Below are 23,144 nucleotides of genomic sequence, written 5' to 3'. Positions count from 1 at the left end.
AGTCGGATAGCCTCGCCCAAGGGCAAGCTCTCCAACTCACTCATCAGCTGGTTTGATCCTACGGTAGTGCATCCCCATGTCACGTCGCACGAGAGATCTGCGCTGGCTGCCGAAGGGTATCCAGCAGCTGCTGCTCTTCATCGATGCGCTGGCGAAAGCGCTCGCGCTCCCGTTCCGAGGTCGCGGTATCGATGAGATACTGGTAGTCACCGACGATCTTCTCGCTAACGCGAATGAGTAGCTTTTAAAGTTCGATCATGGATGTTTTTCTCCCGATCTCCCGGCGGCTGGATGACAGCCGGCATATGCCGAGAGGCGGAGCGTCAGAGGCCACGCCTTGCGTGGCCTCCAGTTCCTCGCCGATGCGCCTTTCGATGAACTGACGCTCCAAGTCGGAAAGCTGCGTTTTCAGAAGCCACCGATAATGGCGGATGTTGGTGCGGTGCGCTTGGAGTTGCTCGAGCCGCTGGTCGATCAATCTGGAGTATGGCTTCTCCATCGGGCCGTACCTTGAGACTGCCGGGCTTCAGCCAGGTTATCGAGGAACATCGCGGTCCCCCCAATTGTTATCTAAGCATCATCGGCAACTATCAATTGGGCGCCGGTGGCTGAGAGTGTCGTGCTCCCGATCATTCGCTGGCGAAGCAGGCATTTCACCGCCGGCGCTACGCTCATTTCCTCCAATGCGGGGAGAACGCCGATGGCTTCAAGCACCGCGACTAGCCTGATCACAAAGTTAACTGCCTCCAACCGGCTCGACAGCGATGACATTCAGGCACTTGAGCAGCTGCCGATCCAGGAACGCCAAGTCCCGGCCCAGCACATTATTGTCGCCGATGGCAGCCGGCCAAAGGAATGTTGCCTTCTCGCCGAAGGATTTGCGTACCGTGCAAAAATCACGCAGGACGGCAAGCGGCAAGTCCTCTCGTTGCACATTCCCGGCGAAATACCGGATCTGCAGAGCCTCTACCTCAACGTCATGGACCACGATTTCACGACGCTGACATCCTGCACGCTTGGCTTCATCCCTCATGAAGCGATCAAGGCCTTGTGTAAGCAGCGCCCGAATGTGACAGGTGCGCTTTGGCGCGAAACGCTCATTGACGCGGCGATTTTTAGGGAATGGATCGTCAATGTCGGCCGCAGGTCCGCGGACGAGCGTATGGCCCACCTTTTCGCCGAAATTCATCGTCGATTGAGGGCTGTCGGTCGAACGAGCGACGGTGATTTCGACTTCCCTATTACGCAATCCGATCTTGGAGATTGTCTCGGACTTTCGACGGTCCACGTCAACCGCACGCTGCAGGAACTGCGGCAAGAAGGTATCATGCAAGTCGACCGGCCACACTACCGCATTCTGGACCACGATAAATTGGAGGAATTGGCCGGATTCGATCCGGCCTATCTTCACTTGCAGCCAACTGGCTAGCTCGAAGGGGAGACGATGCGCTTGGCGGTGACGTCGATCTGAAAGATTGCGTTTTGTTCCTCCCTTGACCGCGATCGACCAACGATTGGATTTGTCGAGGTCCAGATTGGACCCGATATCGCGAACCGTCGTCACGGCCTTCTGCCAGGCCATCTCGTCGTTCAGCAGTTCCTCGCCATCGGGATCATCAAACGGACGGTCATTCGAAATGAGGAGCGTAGCCGGCAACTCGTCGTCGAACTAGAGGCGTCTATCTCACTTTCTTATTTGGCCGAGTGTGCTCTAGGTTTTGTGCAAGCCACACGGCTGGTCCGAGCGGGCCGCAGCCGCCGCATAGTACCGGGGAAAATAGCAACCGATAGAACGATTGGGTTACCTGATCCGGGGAGCCAAATGCGCTCCGCTAGTGTCTACTACTACGACAAGGCGCGCCCTGTCATGCCCCAGCGCTGAGAAATTGTCGCGGAAACCCGTAGCCGTCCGGTCTCGACTATCGTCGCCACCGATCTAAGCCAGCTCGGCCTCGCGGTGTGATCTCGCGGTCCACTAAGAGGACGGAGCCGCCAAGCCCGACCGTACCCGGATTGGCGGTTCTCTTTTGCACCGAATGCAAAATTAACAGGCAGGTCGCGGCGGCGAGCCTGAGCCTTTGTCGCAATTTATCTGGAAATCGGAACCCGCGACCTAGCAGCTCGGTTTAACGCAAAAGCCCGGCCGTCAACTAGGACGGCCGGGCGAAAGTGATACGAGCTCGATGAACGCTGCGGATATGCTGCGGCGCGGCAGGGCGGTGGGTACCTCGGAGGGTGTTTAGCCGCCGGACTGAGGCACGAAAGCATTCACGTATGCCGCTATTCGCGCCGCCGGTGGCGGTCGTAGCTGACGGAATGGAGGCGGCCAATCCGCACCAGCGGTACAATCGCAATTGCTGTGAGATGATCGGTGCTCATGGCGATGTCCTTGCATCGCCCCCATCAATTGGTCTTCGAGCGCGAGCTATTCCCTATAGGCGCCAGGCGGACCCGCCACTTTGCAAGATCAATGCATCGGCTATGGGCGTTCTAGGTTCCTCATTTCCATTCGTGATGAAAATTGGGGAACGAAGACGCCCCGCCAGAAAGCAGCAGGCCCCCATAAGCGCGTTTCACATGTGCTAATGACGCGGTGCCCGCATGATAGAAAACTCGTCTTCGAGCGTGGCGCTCATATGGCGTGGGCTACCGCTCGACCCCAGCGTAAATCGATCGCAGCTTCAGATTACATTTAGGATAGTTGCGTACCCATGAACGAGTTTTTTGACTGCAGCAAACGCGCTTTAAACATCCTCTCCGAACTTCATGCTTCCGAAAAAGAGTTGGTGGGCAAGGGGGTCGTCTTGTCCGATGGGAAAGCCGGCACAATTGAGCACGTATTTGTAGATGACGTCCATGGGCTCCGCATTGCAATTGCGGGACATGAAGGTCGATGGCCAATAGCGATGGTCAAGCAATTGGAAGGGGATCATCTCTCAAGAAAGCCAATCGCCAAAGCCAAATTACCGCGTGCGATTCACGAAGGTTAATGACTCCGCTGCTGCACACTGCGACGATAGGCTTCCTACGAGCGAGCTTAAAACCATGGAACGCATGAATGGAGTGGAGCGGACATTTGCGTCTGTTACTGCGCTGAGTGTCTTGGTTCTCGTCGCTAGCCTGACCGCATATGCGTTTAGCTAGTGGAGCCAGAAAAGTAGCGGCATCCGAACAATAGGGTAGATAACTTTCATTTCGTATTGTTTCAGCCTTGGAAACAGGCTCGCTGCTTCTCGGCGGACAGCGGTCCTCGATCTGGCCTGGCCCCAGCATGATCCGGATGCTGGGGCCATCTTTTTTGTGCTGCTGCCTAACAGGACGCGCTCCCAGCACAGGCCGATTGCGCCCAAAGCCTTCTGGCCGTCCTTTTCATAGGAGCGGGCCTGACGAAGTTGGGTTACTCTGAAGCCAGGCGCTGATCCCGCCCCACAACGTCTGACGCCGCAGTATGTAAGCAAAGCCCGGCCTCAGCGATTCCTACCGCGCTGAGACCGTTTTACTTTCAGGAACAAGTGGCAATTTGTGGAGTTGCAAGGGAGGTTGCTCTCGGGAGGTGGGACGGGCATCGGTCTCAGTGCTCTCCCGGGGCATTGGGCAGTTCGCTTTCGTGAAGGCAAGCTATGACAGAAGAGCGCCGAGACTGAACACTGATCGTCGGATTTCTCAGTATTGCGGCTCAGCGCCATGCTTCATTAGCCGAACCCAGGTTGAACGGCTCCGAAATGCCTGTGTCGTCCTTCGCGGCCGGCTCAAACGCGAACTGCGGTTCTGGACGTCAATGTTACTCGGATTTTCATGTTACTCGGATTTTCGCCGCTCTGGATCGTTGGCGGAGCTGCTGATTTTCTTTAGGTTGTAACCGTTCCGCGAGATGCAGCAAATTGCCTAGATCACGGATGCAAAACAGAAAGCAGACGTTGTCGACGTTGCTCGCGGTCAAGTTGATCTTTTCGCATCATCTCGAACTGAGCTTGAGCCTTGATGGTGCTTTCGTTTGACCTCTTTAACTCGATCAGCAACGCCTCCTGCTCCGCGAGTCGTTTTTCTCCCTCCACAACATCAAGTTCAATCTGCCGCAACTCGTCCATGATCGAGTCTTTGTGCATCTTAGTCCATCGCACCCGTGCAGTTACAGCCGTGTGAGCTTAACCATTTCCAAGAGCTAGCCGTTCCTTGAATTCGACCTTGCGCTGCAGGAGTTTTCGGCAGGCCATGGTGGGAATAAGTTGCAATAGGAACGGCAGGATGAAACGGCGGTTTTACTCTGCCGGCGTCGAACGCTACGGTCGCCGGCGACGACCAAAAAAGCGGAGACTTGGCTTCAGCGCCTTCGGCTGAAGCCATTTTTTTGGAACAGATGGCAATTCCGGAGACAGAGGCCTCGCTTAATTGTCGACAAGGGGGGCTCGGCGACAGGCCGCTTCCGTTGTTCGACAAGGCTCAGTTCGGATTTCGCTGATCCAAGGGCAGCGCTCGCTTTCGAATATGCCTGCGCTCGTTCAAAATGATCCCAGCGCGTGTCATCGCAGCAGTTGCAGCGCGGTAGGGTCATAGGTCCTCCCGCACGCCGCGAAAGAACGGATGCCGTACCTTGCCCTCGGCGGATTTGGAGCGGTACTCGATCTCGGCCAGTACTTTCGGTTCAACCCAGATCGCCTTGTGTGCAATGCGCTTGGTATAGGGCTGCTTCTTGCGGATCAGCGGTGCCAAGCGTTTGCGGAGATCGGCGGGCGAGGCCTTGTCGAAGCCGTGGTCGACCTTTGCGAGCGTAGATCAGCTCGTCGCCCTTGCGTCGGCCGACATAGATGCCGTCCCATTCATCGCCGTCGAGCGCAAAGCCCGCGATGTCAGCGTCTCGTGCTGGGCGCAGGTCTTCTTCACCCAGTCGCGGCTGCGGGCGCCGGGTCGGATAGACATTGTCGGCCACCTTCGACACCACGCCCTCGTAGCCGAGCTTGCAGGCATGGGTGAACATCTTCGGGCCGTCGACCTCGAAGCTCTGGCTGAACTGATGGCGGTGCCGGCAATCAGCTTCTTCAGCACGGCCTTGCGCTCGACCAGCGGCACCTTCCGAAGATCGCGGCCGTTGAAATGGAGCGGATCGAAGGCCACCATCACGATCCTGGTCGACTTACCGCGCAGCTCGTTCTGCAGCACAGAGAAGTCGGTCGTGCCGCCTGCCGAGGGAAATCTCGCCGTCGATGATGGCTGATGTTGCTGAAATCGGCCAGGCGTCTTGGGCCACCTTCTTGAAGCGCCTGGTCCAGTCGTTGCCGCGCCGGGTGTAGATCTTCGCCTCGTCATAGGCGATGTGAGTCTGGACCCGGTAGCCGTCGAACTTGATCTCGTGAATCCAGCGTGCGCCGCGCGGGACTTTATCGATCGGCGATGCCAGGGCCGGCGCGATGAAGCCGGGAAAGAGCGCCTTTGGTCCCGATCGCTTCGGGCTTCCTCCGTTGAAACGCCACAACGCCATCCAATAACAGCGACCTGATTCAAATTTGAGGACTTGGCAATCGTTCCGCGCGCGGGGTCCGCTATTGGAACCGCTGATCTTAGCCTGCGTTGGCGTCTTCCAACAGGGGGGCCAGAATGGCAAGGAAAGCGAAGAAGCAGACCGCGCGGGGTCGCAAGCAGGACCGAGCGCGCGTCGTCGGCGGGCAGGATTACGAGGTGCGCTACGAGGCGAAGAAAACCCGGAAGTCGGCAGGGTCTGTGAAGAAGCCGTCAAGAAGGTCGGCAACAGCCGCAAGCGAGTTGAGCGCCGGCTCGGTTCGCCATGAAGAAGTCGTTGGGAACGACACCTTCGAAGCGTCGTTAGCAATCGCCGCTCCTCGGCAGACCGGAAGTGGCAATGAAGGTGCCCCCCTCTCGCCCCCGAAGACCCGGGGCACATTCTCGATCGGCGCAAAGTGGAATTCGCCTCGAAATGGCTGTGCAGCCCCTAGGGTTCCACCATGATCCGGAATGCCTTTTCCTGTTAGGCGGTCGCATGGGCTCGCTCCAGCGCCGCCTAGATCATCTGCTCGTTGAGCTTGACTTCGTAAAGCAGGGCTCCGGTCTCGGAGACAGGGTGAATTGCCGGACCCGGCGTCCGGACGGCGGGTGGCCATGTTCGCGTTCGTAGCGGCCCGTGTATACCTCGATTTCCATCGGCTTGGCCCCGTGGGACTCGTTGAGAGATAGATAGTGGATGGCGGTGCTACGAATCAGCGCGGGGCGGGAACGGTTGCGCGGCAACTGCCTCGGCACTAGCCTCCGGGCCGAGGAAGCGCTGGGGCCGTTATCCGGCCAACTGAGGCGGCCTGATTAGGCGAAAATGCTCGTCAGCAGCGCAGCAAGCATTGTCGCGCTAAATATCGCAACGCCAAGACAGATGCGCGCTGCCTTTGAATAGGGGTCGAAGTGAGGCTGGTTGATCATGGGCGGCCTATATTGGCGCCTGCAGAGCTTGGGGACATCAGCCACTCGGTCAGATGAGCCACCGCTTCGTCTTGCCGGCCCCCCTCAGCAGGATTGGCTAATGGAGGCACCGCCTTGGCCTTCGAGCGCAGGCGCATGGCCTCGTCAGTCAGACGTTCTCCCAGTGATCGGGTTTGTTTGAAACGACGCCGCTTGCTAGTCATAAAGCTGCTCCTGTTTGTGTGGGGCGGGAGCGCGGTGGCGGCGTTCTCGTCACCGATAGTTGCCGAGAGCCGTGCGGTGATGAACTGACAATGACCCCGCGGAAGCTGGGATTCCATAACACCCGTTAACTGTCTGAAACTCTGACAAGCCTGCTCGGCCGCGGAACGCACGACAGGAATAAGGGCATAGGCCCCAGGCGCGGGAACGGAGTTGTCACGACAACTATAGTGCCATGCATTGCAGTCCAAACGCGTGGTTGCCGCTGAGGCGCCATCACGCACGCCCGACAGATTCGATCCGCGCTGACAAATGGCCTCGGTGCCGAGATCAAAAGCGATCTTAAGGCCACGCAAAAAGTGAGCGGAAAGCCGTTGTGATGCTCGAGCCTAATCTCGGGCGGCGCCGGGACCACAGCTAACCGATTTGATCTGTCCAGCTGCATTGAAGATCAGAAGCGCGCTAACTAAGCCACTGGTCGTGATGTAAGAGACCGCGACGTAATCGCGGTTTGGCTGCATGTCGTTCAACCCGAAGGCGGGATAACGCTTGAGCCTGTCGACCCAATAAGCCCGGAGCGCTTCCCGGCCAGTCAGCGTCTTCTGGCCTCCACAATCGCAATGGATCACCGCATCATCGGCAAACATGCCAACGATATCTTCAATGTCGCCAGCGCGGTAAGCATCAAGCCAATCAACCGCCGCGGCCATCGGGTCAAAGGACATATTCCTCACCTACATGCCTAAAGAGGTGAGATTAGAGCGTTTCTAGAGGCGCCGCCTACGAATAGATGTCTGCTTAGCCTGACTTTTTATTTCGGTTCTCTAACAGCCAGCTCTGCGCGATTTCTGAGGCGTCAAACAAGCCGCAGGGGCAGTTGCAGCCGATCGTCGAGATGTCGAACGACAAAGCCCCGCAGGGCCGTCGGCACGTTGGTCTGTGCAGATCGCAACGGCGCTGGATTTCGCGGGCGACGTCTTCGGATACGTCTTCCGACCAGCGCTCGGCGGTGTTGAAGCCGATCAGCCGAATCGAGGTCGGTCGCCACGATGTCGGCCTCGCGCCGCGCGCGGCCGATCGCCCCGAAATCGTCGGCGACCAGGTAGATGGTCTGATCCGTCGATGAAACGATCGAGGGTGCCTAGCTGGGACCGACGCATGACGCAACTCCACGCAACAAGGGAGCGGGCTCGCCCCTTGTTGCCAATCCGCAGCAGAGGCCCCGGCGTGGCGCGTCCGGGGCCTCGCCTTGTGCGGTAGGGTTCTCGGCTTGGAGAGAGCCGAGAAGTGAATTCAAACCCCCATCGAAGGTGGCGTCAAGTCTCGGGAAAAAGCGGAAATTGTCTCGCCAGGATTCACATGGTTTATTTCCGGACCGGAGCGTCGTTGGGATGATCCGACCAACAGGGCAGGTAATTTTCATTTCGTATTTTTTCAGCCCTAGAACGACGACCGTTGCTTCCTGGCGGACAGCGGCTCGGCGACCCAGCTTGGCCCCAGCATGATCCGGATGCTGGGGTTTCTTTTATGAGTAGGAACGAAGCGCAAGCATTGGCATTTGTCGCCCTGTTCGGTGCCGCACCGCTACAGGCACTGAGACGCCCAGCTGCACACTGGCCCCAGCTTCACTGCTGGGGCCCTTTCTTATCACGCCGTCTAGATAGGGCACTGCCGCGACAAACGACAAACTAAGACACCCAATCGCATCGGGAAGGAGTAGCAATTTCTGACACCAGTGTTAGTTTTAAAGCCTCGGGTCACGTCCCGATTCATCAAAGGACGACTGGCCCCGGCACCAGTCTCAAGGCCCCCAAAGGTGCTGGGGCCGTTTTCTGTTAGAGGCCGCCAACTGGGGCGGCCTACACAGGCCTAATTTTTGTTTTCAGCTTACGATCGATCAGCATCTCGGCCCGGCGCTTTGCCAGTTCTGCCAATCGTGTGCGCACGGTATGGCGGGTCGTTTCTCCGCCGATCTCAATGATGATCTCGAACTGATCATCATATAGGCGTTTTACGTCGAAGGTGACGCCCCTGTGGGTGAAGGTGCTTGGCATACGCAGAGGATAGCAAATCGATGTGCGGTCCTTGTACCGGAATGCTACGGGAAATTGTCCCGGTGTAGGAATGGAGCCATGCAAGGCCACTTGCGGAGGTGGCCTTAATCTCCCGCGTCGCTGGTTAGCGGACTTCCTAGGCCGAGGCCTTCATGGTCCGCTCGACCTCATCAGCTAGCTCCGGTGGTGTGCCGCCAGCTTGGCAAACAGGTCTTTCCTTGTCGGATTGGTCGCCAACTTGCTGATCAGCTAGCGCCGCGCTGGATGCGAAGGTCCAACTCGGCCTCGACGCGCTCGGACTGCGCTGGGGCCGTTTTTGCGAAGAGGTCGCCAACTGAAGCCGGCCTCAATTTGTCGCCGTGTTCGTTTGGTTTGCTTATCGTCCCGGTGGCCGCGGATGCCTTCGGGCTCGAAGAGATCACGCCGCAGGACGACGGGGTGCTGGATTATCTGAGCTATGAAGGCAAGGGGTTCGGATCATCTTTGTATTCGATACCCTTGGTAAGATTTCGCATATGCGGTGCGCCCCTTCCTCGCGGTGATGACGCGTCCTTATCGCGCAACATGGTTCTGGAGTGGAATTCGGCAACGCACGATGGTCTGGCCTTGCTCGCGGACCAGCTGCAGCGTTCCGTCGAGCGCGCGCACCCGTTCGTGCATGCCGGTCAGGCCTCTCCCAAAGGTCAGGTCCGGCGGCAGGCCAATGCCGTCGTCCGAAATCTCGAGCTGAATTTGATCGCCGTCGACGATCGCGGCGACGCCCATCGTGGTCGCGTGAGCGTGCCGGAGCGCATTGGTCACTCCCTCCTGGATAACGCGGTACGCGGTTTGCGAGAGCAGGGCATCGAGCTCATCCAGACGATCGTCGAGCCGGGATGTCACGCGGAGGCCGGGCGCCTGGGATCGGGCGTTTCGCAGCAACGTCTGTACGCTTGCGGCTAATCCAAGATCCGCAACATAAAGCGGGCTCAGTCCCTCGAGGACGCGCCTATTCGCCTGTTGCAAGGCTTCGGCTGCGCTGAGGATGCCATGCGCCGGCGAACCCGGCTCGGGCGGGCCCTCCGTCTCGGGATCCGACAGCGCGGTAGCGTTGGCGCGGATCGCGAACAGAAGCGGGCCCATCTCGTCATGTAGCTCCCGGGCGAGCTCGCGGCGCTCCTCGTCCTGCACGGCGACGATCTTGCGCAGCAGGTTCCGATTGTCTTGGCTAAGCCGCCTCAGCGTCACTGCAAGCTGATTGGCTTCCGCACAGCTCTCGCGGATCTCCGGAGGGCCGGCCAGCGGAATGGCGGCGACGTAATCGCCGTTTCGCATCCGGGTCAATCCGGCGCCGAGTTGAGCCAGCGGCCGAAGCGCCGCGCCGGTCGTGAAATAGGCGCTCAGCGCGGCGAGCAGCATCAGCGCCGAGCTCGACGAGACGATCGCAACGAAGCCCGCCCATTTCTCCTCGATGTCCGGCGACAGATCGGGACTGAAGACGATGTCCCCGACATGCGACGCTCCGATCCTGATCGGATGCGTGGAGCCGAGCTCCGGAACCTCGAGCAGGGCAGTGAACCACGCGGGAATGTTGCCGCGGTGGCGGTCCGCCGCGCTGCGCTGCGGCCGCGTTCCAGGCGGCACGAATGCGATGGTCTCGGACCTCCCGAGCTTGTCCGCGAATGCGTCGAGGGTTTGCGGCGGATTGCCGGCGACTGCGAGCGCGGCATTCAGCGCATTGGCCACCAGCTCGGCGGAGCGCGCGGCCTGGGCGTTCTCATTCTCGAACTGCTCGGGGGAGACGATCTGCAGGGCGAGGCCGCCGAGCAGCAAGGCGCCGACCACCATCGCGGCCATCGGCAGCAACAGCCGGGCACGAAGTGAGAGGTGGTTCCAGAATCTGTTCCAGAGTCTTGTCACGTCGGGCTCCGTTCAGCGATTCTTCTCTTTCAATTTCCGCGCGAAGTTCTATCAAAGGCAGGGGAGAGAATGATGCACGATACCTCCAAATCGTCCATGAGAGTATTGATCGTCGACGACCACCCGGTGGTGGTGTCGGGCTGCCGGTCCCTGTTTGCTTCCGACAAGGCGGTGAAAATCGAGGAGGCCGCCGATGCCAAGGCCGGCTTGCGCGCCTTTACCCAGAAGCGGCCGGACGTGACCGTGATCGACATCAAGCTTCCCGATGTCTCCGGATTCGAGCTGCTGCGCAGGATCCGGAAAGACGACCCGGTCGCCCGGATCATCATGTTCAGCATGAACGACGATCCCGCTTTCGTGGTGCGAGCGGTGGAGATGGGGGCGCAAGGCTATGTCTCCAAGAGCGACGATCCGCGCCTGTTCGTCAAGGCGGTGCGCAAGGTCGCGGCAGGCGAGCGGTTCATTTCGCCGCATCTCGCGGAGGCGATCGCGTTCGCCGGCGCCGCGATCAAGGCCAGCCCCGCCTCGCAGATGTCGGCGCGGGAGCTGGAGATCTTGCGGTTGCTCGGCCGCGGCGACAAGATCGTCGAAGTCGCATCAGCGCTAGGCATCTCCTACAAGACTGTCGCCAATGCCACGTCGCTGCTCAAGCAGAAGCTCGGCGCGAAGAACCACTCAGACCTGGTACGGATCGCCGTCGAAATGGAACTTGGCTGATCCTTGCATAAATTGAACTGGTCGCGTGCAGTGACGCGGACAATTCTTCATTGCCGTACACCAGGCGGCATTCATCAGGCCAAATCGAAGCGACGAACGCACCGGTAGCGGCAATCTTCAAGCAAGAGCTTCACGGCTCACCAGTTCGGGAACGACCAGCCCTGCCATTCCGGCTCGCGATAGCTCGCGAAGCGCTGACCGCGCTGTGCAAGTCGCTGGCGTCTCTCGCGCTGCGCCTGCCGGGTGGGCTTTGCGTGTCGCGCGCTGCGCTCGGGGCGCGCCGGCGGAGCTGCCCGCGACGCATCAACCTGCGCAACCGTCGCGGGCGGCGCAGCGGGGACCGGCGCCGCGACAGCCGCCGAAGCTGTGGGGGCAGGCGCGGCGGCAGGGAGCGGGGTGCTGGTGTCCATGCGTATCGCCTCCGGCCATTTGTGCTGCGAGCGAATGCGGATGATCGTGCGATCGATGTCGTTGCGAGCGACGGTGACTGGCGCCGGGGCTGAAAAATACCAGTCGGTGAGAAGCAGCAGGCCGAGCAGCGTCGCGCCTGTGAACAGAAAGTACCGGACCAGAGGCATCAACAACCTTCACCGCAATCCCGGACCGCATATCGGCACCGGCGCCGATCAACGGGAGAAAATGGCAAACGTTCCTCGCCGATCGCATGCGCTGAAACAGCCGCCCGCGGGCGGCCTCATCACGTCGTCGGTACGCTCACCAGGTCACCCAGTTGCGGCCGCGCCAATAGCCGCGCCCTTCGTGCTCGCGGAAGGTGAATCCCTCGCGGCCCCCAGCGCCAATTGTCCTCGGAACCACGACGCGGAATTCACGCGGATAAGCATAGGTCTCATGGGTGTGCCAGCACACCCGCCCAGCGCACGCGATCGCCGCCGATGCGCTGATCGCGGACGCGGTCAGGAGGCCAGCGCCAGGATGGCGCCCGCGGCCGTCTCGCCGAGCGGTCTCATCTCATACCTCCTCAGGTCGGAACCTTTGCCGCTGCGCCAACATCCCGGTTTTGCTGCCGTCCCTTATGTCGGGAAAAATATGCAAATGGCTGGGAACGATTTGCCTCGGTGGCGGTTGATAACCTGCTTAAACGTACGCAATCAACTTCCCCAAAGGCTCCGGCGCGGTTCCCCGCTGCGCCGGAGCCAATCATTGTGCCGGGTCGCGGCGAACGGGAAAGTGCGCCGACCGTGCGTTTGGCGCGGTAGGGAATGTTGATCAAACAAGTCAACCGGCTGCTTTCTCAAACCACACGATGGCTGCCGGCTCTGAAACGGGATGAGGGCTATTGCCTGCGCTAGACGGAGCGGCAACTGTTGCCGCGGCAGGCATCGCCAGATTCTTTGTCGCCCTCGATTGGACGAACTGGTTCGATATCACGATCAGTGCAAGCGAGAAAAATGCCACCACCGACATGGATGCGACCTGGTCGCCAGCGCCCATCTCAGCCACTCCGTGTTTGCCTCGGACGGTGAACGTTGCAGAAACCGGTTCGTTCCTGGAGGCGGGAAAAACCGGCAACATGCGGGCGCCGCCGCCGGCGCGGCTGCCGGCCGGCTGATGAAACCCGCCATAAGTCGCATGCGGCAGCCGCGAATCGACAGCGTCCGCCTCGGCGCGGCTCCTGATCGGCACGACCCTCGCCTGGTATGCGATGCTTTTGGTTTTCGTCGAGTCAGGACCATGCCAGTGGCGCCGGCCTGCCTGGTGCTGGTCGGCACGTCGGCTTCAACGTCAGCTTAGCGCCTCGCCTGCGGCGCGCTTCTCGGCCGCTCGGGTGGCATGGATCGTGGTCACCGCCCGGGCGCGCGCCAGCTCCTTGGTTCGCCTTCCGCTTATCCTGGAGCGGCAAGCCAGCGGTCCTTTCCTTTTGGGCGGCAAATGCAAGGGCGCCATGGTGGCGTTCGAAGCCGCTCGCTGACGGATGGCCACCGGAAACAATGTTCGTATGGTCGCGATGATCAACCCGCCGACGGTCAATGGCGTCCGGCGACCCGAGCGACCGTCAAGCTGATTAAGCCGATCGTCTCGCGCTACTTTTTACGCAGGAGTTTTGACGGCGCCATATCTTCTGGCACCGCTCGAGGTCTCCGCGGCGTTTTACTCCGCCGAACACGAGGGACGCAATTGACGGCGCCTCTATTCTCAACTCGAAGTGTCCAAGTGCCTTGGGGGCTGCATGACTGTCGGTGCGAAGCGGCTGGTTGATCACCTGCGGCGGAGAATCGACGCGCTAGCTGCGTGCCTTCGTCACAAGAAATCCACCGTCTATGACACTGTTCGCGCCGTCGACCGGCTTTTGCGGAGCCGTCCTTAGGGGCCGTGATGGCCAGATCATTGCGCTGAATCGGATCCGCGATCACGCGCGGGCGAAAGCTTTCTGATCGGCCTTTCGAGCGCTTCTCCACCAAAGGTCGAAGATTCGGAGAAAATTGGAAACTTTTGCCATCGCGCTGAGTTGGCAGCGACTGGATGCGGTCGCTTGGAGCGTGAGGATGGTCGACGAAGTCACGGTGAGAAGGGCGGCAGAGACGGCCTGGATCGTGTACCGGGCGGCGCACCCTGACGTTGACGTTCACCACAGCCGCCGCTGCCTGCTCGAGCGCTATTTGCACAGGAGACGGGAAGAGCGAGAGAGCGATGCCGAAGATCTCGCCAGCTTCGGGATAGCCTACTTGCACCAGCCTCCCGAAGACGAAGGTTGACGGGCGTGAAGATGTTCGTCGCGCGGATGGTCTGCGAAAGCACAAAGCCCAGTTGGACGCTGCTAGCGATTTCATACCTCAGTTCCGCGGTCGTTGTGATTGCCATGCAGTCCGTGGTCGGGGCCTAGCATGCGGATCGCCCAGCTTGCTCCATTGGCCGAGAGCGTTCCGCCGAAGCTCTATGGCGGCACGGAGCGCGTGATCGCCTGGCTTGTCGACGAACTGGTCGAGCTCGGACACGACGTCACCCTGTTCGCGAGCGGGGATTCGAAGACAAAGGGAAAGCTCCATCCTGTCTGGCCGCGTGCGCTGCGCCTGGGGCGAAGGGGAACGGATCCGAACGCCGCATGCGCGCTGCTGATCGAAGCCATCGCCGATCGCGCGGGCGATTTCGACGTGATCCACTCCCACGTCGACTGGTTGCCTCTTCCGGTGCTAAGCCGGACCGGCGTGCCGTTCCTGACGACAATGCACGGCCGGCTCGACCTTCCCGGGCTGTCCGATGTGATCGGGGCTTTCCCAGACGCGGCCTTCGTCGCGATTTCCGACGACCAGCGTCGACCACTTCCGGATGCGAACTGGATCGCGACGATCCAGCATGGGCTGCCCAATGATCTGTTTAGGCCGTCCTGCGAACGTGGTTCGTACCTGGCCTTCCTCGGGCGGCTGACGGCGGACAAGGGACCGGAGGCCGCCATACGCATCGCACGCGCCGCGCGGACGCCGCTGCGGATAGCGGCCAAGATACCGCGCTCGGAGACGGCCTACTTCAAGAAGAAGCTCGAGCCGAACATCGATGGCGGGGAGATCCAACTTGTCGGCGAAGTGGACGAAATCGGGAAGCAGCCGTTCCTCGCCGGGGCCGCCGCGTTGCTGTTTCCGATCGCGTGGCCGGAGCCGTTCGGGCTCGTCATGATCGAAGCGATGGCGTGCGGGACACCTGTGATTGCCTACCGAGCCGGCTCGGTGCCCGAAGTGGTGGAAGACGGCGTCACCGGCTTTATCGTGGATAACGAGGACCAGGCGATCAGGGCAGTGAACGAACTGGGCCGGCTGGACAGAAGAGTGGTCCGCGCCCGGTTCGAGGAGCGCTTCGCCGCAAGTCGGATGGTGAAGGAGTACGAACGCCGATATCGCGAGCTGCTCGGCCGCGGAGGACGCGAAGGATTCGAGACGGGGTCAACCATATCGCGCCCGGAAGTCGGCACGGCTTCAGAGTCTCTTCGTTGAGTCGCCGATCAGGAGGCTCGCATGAAAACCATTCTTTCCACGGCGGCTTTTGTTCTTCTCGCGACGGCCGCCCTTGCGGACGAAGTGCCTCCTCCACAGCCGGAGGTCCAGCAGGCCGGCGACTCCGCAAGGCAAGCGGAAGACTGTTCGAATGAGGTTTGGCAGCTTTGCCTTCACTCCCAAGGCAAAGGAATTGTCGTCCGGCTCGTGAGCACCGAACATCGTTAGTGGACCGGATCCTGACCCCCATCAAGCATGGGTAGAATCCTTTGCGCCCCGTTTCGACTGAAAGGAGCGATCAGGAACAAGTGGCAATCGCGGGCGTTGGGGCCCGGCATCTTGAACGGGTGCGGCTCACGTTGGAGGAGATAATCGATGAAAAGCTTTCTTGCCGTCGCTCTGCTTGGCACTGCCGTGATCGGCGGCGGCGCGTTCGCGCAATCCACCCAGCCCGCCGATCGCGCCGCGCCGGCGGTCACGGCCCAGCCGGCCGATGCGAAGATGGCGCTCAAGGGAAATTGGCGCGCTTCGAAGCTGATAGGCCTGAACGTCTACAACGAGGCCAACGAGAAGCTCGGAGACATCAACGAGCTGCTCGTCGACAAGAGCGGCAAGATCAACGCGGTGGTGATCGGTATCGGCGGCTTTCTGGGCATGGGCGAGCACGACATCGCCGTCTCGATGGACAAGCTGAAGTTCGTCGAAGAGCCGGTCCGGACCAGCTCGAGCAGCACGTCGACCAACTCGCGCGACACCACCACCGGCGCGGCTTCGACGAATACGACGAACCGCAACGCGAACGATTGGGTCCCGGACCACGCGGTCATGAGCGGCAACAAGGAGCAATTGAAGGCGCTCCCGCAGTTCAAATACTCGGACTACAATTAGTGCGGCGAGAACTCACGGAAAGAGGGCCCCCGCTGGGCCCTTTTTCTGCCGGGCCCAATGGTCCAAAAAAATCGCCCGGTTTGCGGGCGAGCCTTTCATGCGGACTGTTCGCTCAGTGCATGTGAACTATCCAATAGCCGACGCCGCCAACAACGAGCACCGGGGAACGGCCCATAAAGTCAGTACAAGCATTTTCTCCTCCAATGGCCTTCAGAACGTTTTCGCGAGGCCGGCTCGGCAATGCGATGGCCGTTTACTGTTCGGTGCAGACCTTGGTGGTCTTCACGGCGGACTCGGCTTCCGTCTTGGTCTTGTAGACGCCGTCGCCCACGACCGTCGTCGTGGTCGTCGTCGGCTTGGTGTCGACAACGGTGCACTTTTTGGTCGTTGCATCACGAACGATGTAGAACTCGGCGGCGCTGGCGGCCTGGGTGCCGAGGGCGAAGGCGGCGAGGCCGCCGCACACGATCAGCTTCTTCATTGACTCCTCCAATGGCTTCTAAGTAGTCACTGCCAACGGGCAGGCGGGCGCGAAGTTCCGTTTCTTCCCGGCAGTCGGAAGGCACACCGCTCATGTCGCGAGACTGATTTCTCGCGGCGACAAGAATTTCCACCGGCGCCGTCTCAGCCGATTTGCCGAAACTTCCCGTTCTGGAACCTGGCCCTTCGTCCGGTGTTGTTCGGCGACCAATTAGGAGGATTTCAGATGAACAAGCGTTTATTGTTGGCTACGACCGCCGCAGTTGCGCTCGCGACTTCGGCTCTCGCACAATCTTCTCCGAGCACGTCGAGCTCCAATCCGTCGGCTACGCAGCGTCAACAGGATTCCACGTCGACGCCGCCGTCCTCTTCGACGTCGACACCGTCGTCCAACTCCGCTCCGGGATCCGCGCAGACCAACCCTTCGACGAATGCGGCCCAGACGCAGCCTCCGCCAGCGACCGGCCAGAGCGCTGCAGGCCAAACGTCCAACTCCGGTACGGGCACCAACACCACGCAGGCGCCCACGTCGAACAACTCTACCAACCAGGCGCAGACGAGCCAGCCCTCCAACCAGACTAATCCGCCTTCGAACCAGGCGCAGACCAATCCGCCTGCGAACAATCAGACACAGAGCGCGAACCCACCGGCTTCGGGCACCAATCAGGCTCAGTCTCCGACGGGTAGCAATCCGACCACCACGGCCCGGCAGCCGAGCAGCCACCAGAACACGGCCAATCGCTCGTCGAGCACGAACGTGAACGCGTCCGTGAACATCAACGATCAGCAGCAGACCCGGATCAGCACGTCGATTTCACACCTGGATGTGCAACCGCTCAACAACGTGAATTTCTCGTTGTCGATCGGCACGGCCGTGCCGCGCGATGTACATCTGCAGCCGCTGCCTGCGGAGGTCGTCGAGATCGTACCCCAGTACCGGGGCTACAACTTCGTGCTGGTGAGGGACGAGATCGTGATCGTGGAGCCCTCCAGCTACAAGATCGTCGCGGTCCTGCCGTACTCGGGCCGCTCCACGGCGGCCGCGCCGGCGCGCACCGAACAGCGCAAGACGACCTTCAGCGACAAGGACCGCGAGGTCATCCGCAAGCACGCCAAAGCGCGGCCGGTCGAGCGCGAGCGTCGCACCACCACCGGCAGCTCGGTTCGTACCGAGATCCGCACCGGAGAGCGCGTGCCGGAAGGCGTGGAGATCGAAGCGTTTCCCGAAGAGGTCAATCGGGATGCTCCGAGCCTTCGCGAGTACCGGTACATCAACCGGGACAGCCGGACCTACATCGTCGAACCCCATGAACGTCGCATCATCGAAGAGATCGACTGATCTCGCCAAGGAAGGAGAATATCCATGAAGAACATCGCGCTTGGAGCTCTCACCGCGACCTTGATGGCGTCGTCTGCGAGTGCGGCACCTCTTGCACCTGCAGCCATCGCGTCGACTGAGGCTGCGGGCATCGAGCAAGTCCGTCTTGTCTGTAACGAGTATGGCCGCTGCTACCGGACCCGCGGTCCCCGCTATGTCCAACGCTACTACGGCGGAGACGACGGCTACGTGGTTCGCCGCAGCTACGGCTATTACAATGGTCCAGGCTACTACGATCGCGGCTACGGCTACTACGGCGGTGGCCCAAGCATCGGTTTCAGCTTCGGCACCCGGAGCTGGTGAACTAGAAATGGGGCCGCTCTCTGAGCGGCCCTTTCGCCGTCGATTACGTTTTCGCGGTGATGAGATGTCTGCTATTGCGAAGCTCCTGGGACAGAAAGAGCAATTACCGGCGCGGCTCGAAGCCGGTCTCGGCCCGAACGAGCGAGCCGAAATCCAGGCGCTCGCTCCTCGCCAAGATCGAGACTGCGCTGAAGTTGCTCGGCACCCAGGAGTCCGCCGCTGCAGGCGAAGAAAGACGGCGCGTGTCGTGGTTGTTGTTCATCACTCGCTCTTCCACCAAGCGCTCGCGGCAGATATCCTAGGAAGCAGGACGCGCTTTGATCTCTGGCTGGCAGCGGCACATGTCCTCGCCAAGCGATACAGATAAAACCAATGACGCTGCCCGCCGACGGCGAAGAAGGAGCAATTCATTGCTGCTTGTCCTGGCCGTTGGATTTCTAGTCTTTGGCGCCGCAGCGGGCGCACTGTATTATGCGCTGCGGCCGGAAGTTCTCCGGATCGCAGTTGGACCTCCCGGAAGCGATGATCACAAAGTAGTTGAGGCGATGGCCGATGCCTTCGCCAGCGAAAGCAGAACTGTCAGGCTGTCCCCGATCAAAGCCGACGGGGCGGTCGAATCCCTCGCGTTGCTTCGTGCTGGGAAGGCCGACCTTGCGGTCGGTCGCGGCGACCTGGATATGCCCGCCGACGCGCAGACCGTCGCCACGCTGCGTAAGAACTTCGTTGTGCTGTGGGCGCCTTCCGGACTTGCGGGCAAGGCCTCCAAAAGAAAGCACGCGCCGAAAATCAAGGAGATCGCCGATCTCGCAGGGCATCGTGTCGGCGTAATCGGGCGGACCCCGGCGAATGCTGCTTTCCTGCGGGTTATCCTTAGCGCCTCCGGCGTGCAGGCGGACAAGGTCGCGATTATGCACTTTGGAACGGACCACATCGAGGAGCTGGCACGCGACCCGACCCTCGATGCATTCATGGCGGTCGGTCCGCTCGATAGCAAAATCACCTCCGACGCCATCGCTGCAACGACCCGCGTGCGAGGCGCGCCGAAGTTTCTCGCGATCGAGACATCGGAAGCCATCGCCCTGAAGCACCCGCGGTATGAATCCGAGGAAATTCCGCCCGGCGTCTTCAATGCCGATCCGGCTTGGCCTGATGACAAGGTTGAGACGGTCAGCGTCAGCCATCTGATCGTGGCGCGAAAGACATTGTCTGAAGCGACGGTGGCGGCCTTTTTCCGGCAATTATTCGCTGTCCGTCAGGCGATTGCCAGACAAGTGCCGGGGGCTGCACACATTACCAAGCCTGACACCGAGAAAGATGCCGAGCTGCCCGTGCACCGGGGAGCGGCGGCCGTCATCGAAGGTAACGAACGCAGCTTTCTTGACAGATACGGCGACTACTTCTGGTTCGCTCTCCTGCTCCTCTCCGCGATCGGTTCGGCCGGCGCCTGGTTGCGTCGCTATTTGAATCGGGACGAAAGGGAGGAAAACACCAGCCATCGCAACAGGCTCCTGGCCATGGTTTCCAGCGCGCGGACCGCGGAAACCAACCAGGAACTGCTGGCCCTGCAACGCGAGGCTGACGCAATCATCGCGGAAACGCTCGAAAGTTACGATGATGCCGCCATCGAAGAAGAAGAGCTGGCAGCCTTTGGCCTGGTGCTTGAACTGTTGAACCATGCCATCGTCGAAAGGCGAGCTGCGTTGCAACGAGGTCCCCTTGAACCGGTTCGAGGCGCGGCAGTGGGTCACAGCCTTCCGCCTCGGGGATAAGGTCTCGTATGAGAAAACTGCACCTTGGGAAAATGATTCTGCGGCTGCCTTCATTCGATACCTTGAAAAGTGACAGTACGCGAACTCGGGCGTGTGCACGTCACCAGCGGATTAGTGGGCCAGCGCGTCCGGACGAAGCTGGAACTGGACCACCAGGGGGCTCGATAGTGTGGCGTCCGTCGCTCCCGGATGTGGCGCGTCGATAGCCTCGATATGAAACGGTGTGCGGTTGCCGGAAGCCACCCGAACAGCCTTCCAGCCCGCTGCGGGATCATCGATCCGCCCATCGATCTGCTTGTCAAAGAACCCATCGGATAGGGCACGCGCCACGGCGCAGCTCGAGATCGGCGCGAACGACATTGGCCGTATCGTCAAAAGTGCGAATGGGCCCGAGGGCGGTGTGTGGGTCATCGCCGAAACCAAAGATCTCGGCACGTGATTACGGAGCATCGTATGCGTCGTCGTAGGCGTATGGCCCGCCTTAGTACCCGGCGCCATTGTACCTTGGACCGTAGTCATAGTAGCCCGGACCCGGTCCCCAGGCATACGCCGAGGAGGCAAGCCCTCCGATGACCGCGCCGGCGATCACGCCTCCGGTCGCCCCACCATTGCAAACTTCCTCATCGGATCATTCCTTTCTCGTTTCTTTCCCGGCTCGACAACGGGAAAACCAGGCATTGGTTGCTGGTTGTCCGCAATGCCTCGGCGCCGGGGCCCGCGCAACAGCTTGACCGAAGGCAGGTTCAATCCGCACTGCGGTGCGGCCACTTTCTGAGCTGGCCGAGCCGGATCTCGAGTGTAGACTTGGCTGGATATTGGGGCGCTAAACACTTTTGAATTTGGCGCCCATGTGATTGTGATTGCGTTACAATCTTTTTCCTTTGGGGGCCTCATGTTCGATCCGGCAATGACCGCGCTTCTGTGTATCGTCCTCGACGAGGTCTGCGAAGACGTGTCGCGCTATGAGACCGGCGCACGCACCCACGTAGCTTTAAGTATTTTGGAAGCCGCGACGAATGGCGACACCTCGCCCGAGCGGCTGAGGCAGGTCGGCCGCGAGGCTCTTCACGGCGCGCCGACGATGTGGCGATAGCGGGCGGGAGCGGGTGGCCTGAACTTCCAGGTCACGGTGCTGAAGATCCTGGTGAGCTATCCCGACGGATTCGCCGTCATGCCGGACCTCAAGCGCGACCTGGCGATCCTTGCGACGAGCGGACGGGACTGGGGCGAGCGGACCAAGCGCTCGGCCGCACGCATGCCGGATCTCGACATCTTCTCGCAAGGACTGGTGGAGCGCCTGAACGGCGGTTGGCGCATCACAGAGAAGGGCCGCGCGGGGCTGGAGCTCATGGAAGCCGCCCGGCCTTCCGACGTAGAGCTGCGAAGCGAGGGACCCCGGGCCGAGTCTTCGCCTGCAGCGCCCAGATCTCCGCTTCCTGGCTCAACCCGCGAGGGCTAGACCCAACGGCGTCAGCGGCGTCGACCCGTCCGGGAGCGGGCGCGGGCGAAGGCTTTCTGACTCCGCCACGGGCCGCCGTACTGGCGGCGCTTCGGGGAATTCGAAGACTTTCATCACCGTGCTGCGCACCGGCCCACAATCGCAAGGTGGGAGCGGCGCGCCGTGCGTCGTTCCGCTGCGGCAGGAATCCTAGACCCGGGGGTAGGCGTTGCGGTCGCGTCCCGGCCGAATGCTGCCGGAGGGCGAGAACGACGGCACCGAGGCTTCAGCCAAGGAACGGAGCCATGGTCGTCCGGTTGACTTCTGAAGACAAACTTCAGGAGGTCAACATGGCCATGGAAGATCGCGAGACGTTCAGCTTGATCGGAAGTGACAAGGTCGAGGGCTCCAACGTGTACGGGGCCGACGGCGAAAAGGCCGGCTACATCGAACGCGTCATGATCGACAAGATCAGCGGCAAGGTATCCTACGCGGTGCTGAGCTTCGGCGGTCTGCTCGGCATCGGTGATGATCACTATCCGCTGCCGTGGCAGGCACTGAAATACGACACCAACCTTGGCGGCTACGTCACCGGCATCACCCACGACCAGCTCCGCGGCGCTCCCAAATATGCCGATGAGAGCAGTTGGAACTGGAGTGACCCCGCGACCACGCGGGCGGTGAATGCCTATTACGGTGTGCCGGTGGCTTGAGGCGGCACTCGGGGCCACGACCCTGCCGTTACGCGAGACCCACCCGCCTTTCCGCCTTGGTCCCGATGGAGACTTAAAAGTGAGTGCTGCAATTCGCGTTCTGGTCGTGGACGATGAAGCTCTGATCTGCAGCTTCATCGAGGACGCCTTGTGCGACGGCGGTTTCGAGGCTTGCTCGGTCCATTCGGGGGAGGTGGCCCTATCCACCTTTCGCGATGGGCGAGAGGGGTGTCGGGCGTTGCTGACGGACGTCAACCTGGGTAGCGGCATCAGCGGATGGGAGCTGGCGCGGCAGATCAGGGAAATCACGCCTGGCTTTCCTGTCATCTACATGACGAGCGCCAGCGCGCCAGACTGGAAATCGCAGAGTGTCGATGGCAGCGTCCTAATCGAGAAGCCCTTTACGCCCGCGCAATTGGCTGCGGCCGTCTCGCAGCTACTCGATACCGGCCTCTCGCCGGGTTGAACCGGGATCATTGTGAGCTTCCGATCCTTCGGTCGAGCCCGCAGATGGTGGCTATGCCGTGAGGGCACTGGCGATCGGGGCCCAACCTCGCCAAGAAGCCGCGCAAGGCATCAAGCGGGCAGAAGAAAATGCTGATGCCGATCAAGGCAAGAAGGCCGCGAATGAGGCCCCAGTGAAAAGCCGACGGCCAGGCCGCAGGGGAAGTCTGCCTGTGTCACGGGCCCCATGGAACGAACGGGCTTACCGCGCGTCGAATCACTTCCCACCCGGCGCACTCCCCCTAAGGCTTCGCCGGGAGAAAGCCTGCCCATCAGGGTTGGCGGTCCTGATGCACATTATTGGGCGAGGACCCTCGGAGGAGGGGCAATGAGCAATGAGCAATCGCATATCGGAGCGGAGAATGCCGACCCCGACCGAAGGAGAAGCTCGAAAGGTCTTTAGTGACGCGGATGCCAAAGTGGCGGTGTCGAG

The 23,144-nt window shown here is 60.9% G+C and carries 29 protein-coding genes and 1 pseudogene; 18 read left to right on the top strand and 12 right to left on the bottom strand.

Annotated elements, in window-relative coordinates:
- Positions 1 to 76 precede the first annotated feature (76 nt).
- A complete protein-coding gene (locus J2R80_RS33775; RefSeq protein ID WP_246786821.1) occupies positions 77 to 241 on the top strand; it encodes a hypothetical protein in 165 nt (54 codons plus the stop codon).
- Positions 242 to 244: 3 nt separating this feature from the next.
- Here J2R80_RS33775 and J2R80_RS33770 read toward each other — a convergent pair whose 3' ends face one another.
- Positions 245 to 499, bottom strand: a complete 255-nt coding sequence (locus J2R80_RS33770; protein ID WP_246786820.1) for a hypothetical protein — start codon at positions 497 to 499, stop codon at positions 245 to 247.
- 201 nt (positions 500 to 700) lie between these two features.
- Here J2R80_RS33770 and J2R80_RS33765 point away from each other — a divergent pair, with 201 nt between their 5' ends.
- Positions 701 to 1,429, top strand: coding sequence for a Crp/Fnr family transcriptional regulator (locus tag J2R80_RS33765; RefSeq protein WP_141340137.1), 729 nt, complete (start codon positions 701 to 703; stop codon positions 1,427 to 1,429).
- A gap of 1,282 nt (positions 1,430 to 2,711) precedes the next feature.
- Positions 2,712 to 2,990 carry a PRC-barrel domain containing protein gene (locus J2R80_RS33760; protein WP_141340136.1) on the top strand — a complete coding sequence of 93 codons (279 nt, stop codon included), beginning with the start codon at positions 2,712 to 2,714 and terminating at the stop codon, positions 2,988 to 2,990.
- Between the two features lie 900 nt (positions 2,991 to 3,890).
- On the opposite strand, the gene J2R80_RS33755 is transcribed toward J2R80_RS33760, so the two are convergent.
- Both J2R80_RS33755 and J2R80_RS43835 read right to left on the bottom strand, forming a co-directional pair.
- Positions 3,891 to 4,088 (bottom strand): hypothetical protein, encoded by a 198-nt coding sequence (locus tag J2R80_RS33755; RefSeq protein ID WP_233475604.1) that lies wholly within the window; start codon positions 4,086 to 4,088, stop codon positions 3,891 to 3,893.
- Between the two features lie 460 nt (positions 4,089 to 4,548).
- Positions 4,549 to 4,710, bottom strand: coding sequence for a hypothetical protein (locus J2R80_RS43835; RefSeq protein ID WP_375162618.1), 162 nt, complete (start codon positions 4,708 to 4,710; stop codon positions 4,549 to 4,551).
- Between the two features lie 28 nt (positions 4,711 to 4,738).
- Here J2R80_RS43835 and J2R80_RS43830 point away from each other — a divergent pair, with 28 nt between their 5' ends.
- Complete coding sequence (locus tag J2R80_RS43830; protein WP_375162617.1) at positions 4,739 to 5,212, top strand: hypothetical protein; 474 nt, start codon at positions 4,739 to 4,741, stop codon at positions 5,210 to 5,212.
- Here J2R80_RS43830 and J2R80_RS43825 read toward each other — a convergent pair.
- The gene (locus tag J2R80_RS43825; RefSeq protein WP_375162616.1) at positions 5,132 to 5,476 is read right to left on the bottom strand and encodes a hypothetical protein; all 345 of its coding nucleotides are present in this window, start codon (positions 5,474 to 5,476) and stop codon (positions 5,132 to 5,134) included. The two genes, J2R80_RS43830 and J2R80_RS43825, sit on opposite strands and share 81 nt — an antisense overlap.
- A 116-nt stretch (positions 5,477 to 5,592) precedes the next feature.
- On the opposite strand from J2R80_RS43825, the pseudogene J2R80_RS33745 reads away from it, so the two are divergent.
- Positions 5,593 to 5,783 (top strand): annotated as a pseudogene (locus J2R80_RS33745) (DUF3606 domain-containing protein).
- A 1,230-nt stretch (positions 5,784 to 7,013) separates the two neighbouring features.
- Here J2R80_RS33745 and J2R80_RS33740 read toward each other — a convergent pair.
- The gene (locus tag J2R80_RS33740) at positions 7,014 to 7,349 is read right to left on the bottom strand and encodes a nuclear transport factor 2 family protein (RefSeq protein WP_057017189.1); all 336 of its coding nucleotides are present in this window, start codon (positions 7,347 to 7,349) and stop codon (positions 7,014 to 7,016) included.
- A 152-nt stretch (positions 7,350 to 7,501) separates the two neighbouring features.
- Between J2R80_RS33740 and J2R80_RS33735 the strand changes: the two genes are divergently transcribed.
- On the top strand, positions 7,502 to 7,750 hold the full coding sequence (locus J2R80_RS33735) for a hypothetical protein (protein WP_057017190.1): 249 nt from the start codon (positions 7,502 to 7,504) through the stop codon (positions 7,748 to 7,750).
- A 733-nt stretch (positions 7,751 to 8,483) separates the two neighbouring features.
- Here J2R80_RS33735 and J2R80_RS33730 read toward each other — a convergent pair.
- Positions 8,484 to 8,768, bottom strand: a complete 285-nt coding sequence (locus J2R80_RS33730; protein WP_141340134.1) for a hypothetical protein — start codon at positions 8,766 to 8,768, stop codon at positions 8,484 to 8,486.
- Positions 8,769 to 9,230: 462 nt separating this feature from the next.
- On the bottom strand, positions 9,231 to 10,577 hold the full coding sequence (locus J2R80_RS33725; RefSeq protein ID WP_309143531.1) for an ATP-binding protein: 1,347 nt from the start codon (positions 10,575 to 10,577) through the stop codon (positions 9,231 to 9,233).
- 72 nt (positions 10,578 to 10,649) lie between these two features.
- Here J2R80_RS33725 and J2R80_RS33720 point away from each other — a divergent pair, with 72 nt between their 5' ends.
- Positions 10,650 to 11,294, top strand: coding sequence for a response regulator transcription factor (locus J2R80_RS33720; RefSeq protein WP_253587185.1), 645 nt, complete (start codon positions 10,650 to 10,652; stop codon positions 11,292 to 11,294).
- 137 nt (positions 11,295 to 11,431) lie between these two features.
- Here J2R80_RS33720 and J2R80_RS33715 read toward each other — a convergent pair whose 3' ends face one another.
- Complete coding sequence (locus J2R80_RS33715; RefSeq protein ID WP_253587184.1) at positions 11,432 to 11,872, bottom strand: hypothetical protein; 441 nt, start codon at positions 11,870 to 11,872, stop codon at positions 11,432 to 11,434.
- Positions 11,873 to 12,530: 658 nt separating this feature from the next.
- Entirely contained in the window at positions 12,531 to 12,938 is a 408-nt protein-coding gene (locus J2R80_RS33710) for a hypothetical protein (protein WP_159109474.1), read from the bottom strand.
- 860 nt (positions 12,939 to 13,798) lie between these two features.
- Here J2R80_RS33710 and J2R80_RS33705 point away from each other — a divergent pair.
- From J2R80_RS33705 to J2R80_RS33690, 4 genes are all read left to right on the top strand, one after another.
- Complete coding sequence (locus tag J2R80_RS33705) at positions 13,799 to 14,008, top strand: hypothetical protein (protein ID WP_141343182.1); 210 nt, start codon at positions 13,799 to 13,801, stop codon at positions 14,006 to 14,008.
- Positions 14,009 to 14,137: 129 nt separating this feature from the next.
- Positions 14,138 to 15,238 (top strand): glycosyltransferase family 4 protein, encoded by a 1,101-nt coding sequence (locus J2R80_RS33700; protein ID WP_141343183.1) that lies wholly within the window; start codon positions 14,138 to 14,140, stop codon positions 15,236 to 15,238.
- 21 nt (positions 15,239 to 15,259) lie between these two features.
- Positions 15,260 to 15,466, top strand: a complete 207-nt coding sequence (locus tag J2R80_RS33695; RefSeq protein ID WP_141343184.1) for a hypothetical protein — start codon at positions 15,260 to 15,262, stop codon at positions 15,464 to 15,466.
- A 147-nt stretch (positions 15,467 to 15,613) separates the two neighbouring features.
- Positions 15,614 to 16,126 carry a PRC-barrel domain-containing protein gene (locus J2R80_RS33690; RefSeq protein WP_057017196.1) on the top strand — a complete coding sequence of 171 codons (513 nt, stop codon included), beginning with the start codon at positions 15,614 to 15,616 and terminating at the stop codon, positions 16,124 to 16,126.
- Between the two features lie 253 nt (positions 16,127 to 16,379).
- Here the strand turns inward: J2R80_RS33690 and J2R80_RS33685 are convergent, their stop codons facing one another.
- Positions 16,380 to 16,607: a hypothetical protein gene (locus J2R80_RS33685; RefSeq protein ID WP_057017197.1), complete on the bottom strand. Its 228-nt coding sequence runs from the start codon at positions 16,605 to 16,607 to the stop codon at positions 16,380 to 16,382.
- 225 nt (positions 16,608 to 16,832) lie between these two features.
- Here J2R80_RS33685 and J2R80_RS33680 point away from each other — a divergent pair, with 225 nt between their 5' ends.
- Entirely contained in the window at positions 16,833 to 17,945 is a 1,113-nt protein-coding gene (locus J2R80_RS33680) for a DUF1236 domain-containing protein (protein ID WP_141343185.1), read from the top strand.
- Positions 17,946 to 17,969: 24 nt separating this feature from the next.
- Positions 17,970 to 18,287, top strand: a complete 318-nt coding sequence (locus J2R80_RS33675; RefSeq protein WP_141343186.1) for a hypothetical protein — start codon at positions 17,970 to 17,972, stop codon at positions 18,285 to 18,287.
- A 103-nt stretch (positions 18,288 to 18,390) separates the two neighbouring features.
- Here J2R80_RS33675 and J2R80_RS33670 read toward each other — a convergent pair whose 3' ends face one another.
- Positions 18,391 to 18,549, bottom strand: coding sequence for a hypothetical protein (locus J2R80_RS33670; protein WP_159109475.1), 159 nt, complete (start codon positions 18,547 to 18,549; stop codon positions 18,391 to 18,393).
- Between the two features lie 79 nt (positions 18,550 to 18,628).
- Between J2R80_RS33670 and J2R80_RS33665 the strand changes: the two genes are divergently transcribed.
- Positions 18,629 to 20,056: a TAXI family TRAP transporter solute-binding subunit gene (locus J2R80_RS33665; RefSeq protein WP_141343187.1), complete on the top strand. Its 1,428-nt coding sequence runs from the start codon at positions 18,629 to 18,631 to the stop codon at positions 20,054 to 20,056.
- A 111-nt stretch (positions 20,057 to 20,167) separates the two neighbouring features.
- Here J2R80_RS33665 and J2R80_RS33660 read toward each other — a convergent pair whose 3' ends face one another.
- Positions 20,168 to 20,416: a hypothetical protein gene (locus tag J2R80_RS33660; RefSeq protein WP_141343188.1), complete on the bottom strand. Its 249-nt coding sequence runs from the start codon at positions 20,414 to 20,416 to the stop codon at positions 20,168 to 20,170.
- A 532-nt stretch (positions 20,417 to 20,948) separates the two neighbouring features.
- Here J2R80_RS33660 and J2R80_RS33655 point away from each other — a divergent pair.
- From J2R80_RS33655 to J2R80_RS33640, 4 genes are all read left to right on the top strand, one after another.
- Positions 20,949 to 21,149: a hypothetical protein gene (locus J2R80_RS33655; protein ID WP_141343189.1), complete on the top strand. Its 201-nt coding sequence runs from the start codon at positions 20,949 to 20,951 to the stop codon at positions 21,147 to 21,149.
- 36 nt (positions 21,150 to 21,185) lie between these two features.
- Entirely contained in the window at positions 21,186 to 21,515 is a 330-nt protein-coding gene (locus tag J2R80_RS33650; protein ID WP_375162615.1) for a hypothetical protein, read from the top strand.
- 329 nt (positions 21,516 to 21,844) lie between these two features.
- Positions 21,845 to 22,207: a PRC-barrel domain-containing protein gene (locus tag J2R80_RS33645; protein ID WP_253640101.1), complete on the top strand. Its 363-nt coding sequence runs from the start codon at positions 21,845 to 21,847 to the stop codon at positions 22,205 to 22,207.
- Between the two features lie 79 nt (positions 22,208 to 22,286).
- Entirely contained in the window at positions 22,287 to 22,673 is a 387-nt protein-coding gene (locus J2R80_RS33640; protein WP_076826395.1) for a response regulator, read from the top strand.
- The last annotated feature ends 471 nt before the right edge of the window (positions 22,674 to 23,144 follow it).

This window comes from Bradyrhizobium sp. USDA 4541 (assembly GCF_024171085.1).
In the GTDB taxonomy this organism is placed as follows: domain Bacteria; phylum Pseudomonadota; class Alphaproteobacteria; order Rhizobiales; family Xanthobacteraceae; genus Bradyrhizobium; species Bradyrhizobium australafricanum.
Note: the sequence above shows the minus strand (reverse complement) of the source record. Positions and strands in the feature narration are given on the sequence as shown.

Coding starts and splice junctions, on each gene's coding strand:
- J2R80_RS33690 (WP_057017196.1), top strand. CDS start 15,614: ATGAAAAGCTTTCTTGCCGTCGCTCTGCTTGGCACTGCCGTGATCGGC.
- J2R80_RS33705 (WP_141343182.1), top strand. CDS start 13,799: ATGGTCGACGAAGTCACGGTGAGAAGGGCGGCAGAGACGGCCTGGATC.
- J2R80_RS33655 (WP_141343189.1), top strand. CDS start 20,949: ATGTTCGATCCGGCAATGACCGCGCTTCTGTGTATCGTCCTCGACGAG.
- J2R80_RS33775 (WP_246786821.1), top strand. CDS start 77: ATGTCACGTCGCACGAGAGATCTGCGCTGGCTGCCGAAGGGTATCCAG.
- J2R80_RS33715 (WP_253587184.1), bottom strand. CDS start 11,872: ATGCCTCTGGTCCGGTACTTTCTGTTCACAGGCGCGACGCTGCTCGGC.
- J2R80_RS33770 (WP_246786820.1), bottom strand. CDS start 499: ATGGAGAAGCCATACTCCAGATTGATCGACCAGCGGCTCGAGCAACTC.
- J2R80_RS33685 (WP_057017197.1), bottom strand. CDS start 16,607: ATGAAGAAGCTGATCGTGTGCGGCGGCCTCGCCGCCTTCGCCCTCGGC.
- J2R80_RS33765 (WP_141340137.1), top strand. CDS start 701: ATGGCTTCAAGCACCGCGACTAGCCTGATCACAAAGTTAACTGCCTCC.
- J2R80_RS33660 (WP_141343188.1), bottom strand. CDS start 20,416: ATGTCGTTCGCGCCGATCTCGAGCTGCGCCGTGGCGCGTGCCCTATCC.
- J2R80_RS33645 (WP_253640101.1), top strand. CDS start 21,845: ATGGCCATGGAAGATCGCGAGACGTTCAGCTTGATCGGAAGTGACAAG.
- J2R80_RS43825 (WP_375162616.1), bottom strand. CDS start 5,476: ATGGCGTTGTGGCGTTTCAACGGAGGAAGCCCGAAGCGATCGGGACCA.
- J2R80_RS33670 (WP_159109475.1), bottom strand. CDS start 18,549: ATGAACAACAACCACGACACGCGCCGTCTTTCTTCGCCTGCAGCGGCG.
- J2R80_RS33700 (WP_141343183.1), top strand. CDS start 14,138: ATGCGGATCGCCCAGCTTGCTCCATTGGCCGAGAGCGTTCCGCCGAAG.
- J2R80_RS33695 (WP_141343184.1), top strand. CDS start 15,260: ATGAAAACCATTCTTTCCACGGCGGCTTTTGTTCTTCTCGCGACGGCC.
- J2R80_RS33675 (WP_141343186.1), top strand. CDS start 17,970: ATGAAGAACATCGCGCTTGGAGCTCTCACCGCGACCTTGATGGCGTCG.
- J2R80_RS33740 (WP_057017189.1), bottom strand. CDS start 7,349: ATGTCCTTTGACCCGATGGCCGCGGCGGTTGATTGGCTTGATGCTTAC.
- J2R80_RS33755 (WP_233475604.1), bottom strand. CDS start 4,088: ATGGACGAGTTGCGGCAGATTGAACTTGATGTTGTGGAGGGAGAAAAA.
- J2R80_RS33720 (WP_253587185.1), top strand. CDS start 10,650: ATGCACGATACCTCCAAATCGTCCATGAGAGTATTGATCGTCGACGAC.
- J2R80_RS33760 (WP_141340136.1), top strand. CDS start 2,712: ATGAACGAGTTTTTTGACTGCAGCAAACGCGCTTTAAACATCCTCTCC.
- J2R80_RS33665 (WP_141343187.1), top strand. CDS start 18,629: ATGTCCTCGCCAAGCGATACAGATAAAACCAATGACGCTGCCCGCCGA.
- J2R80_RS33680 (WP_141343185.1), top strand. CDS start 16,833: ATGAACAAGCGTTTATTGTTGGCTACGACCGCCGCAGTTGCGCTCGCG.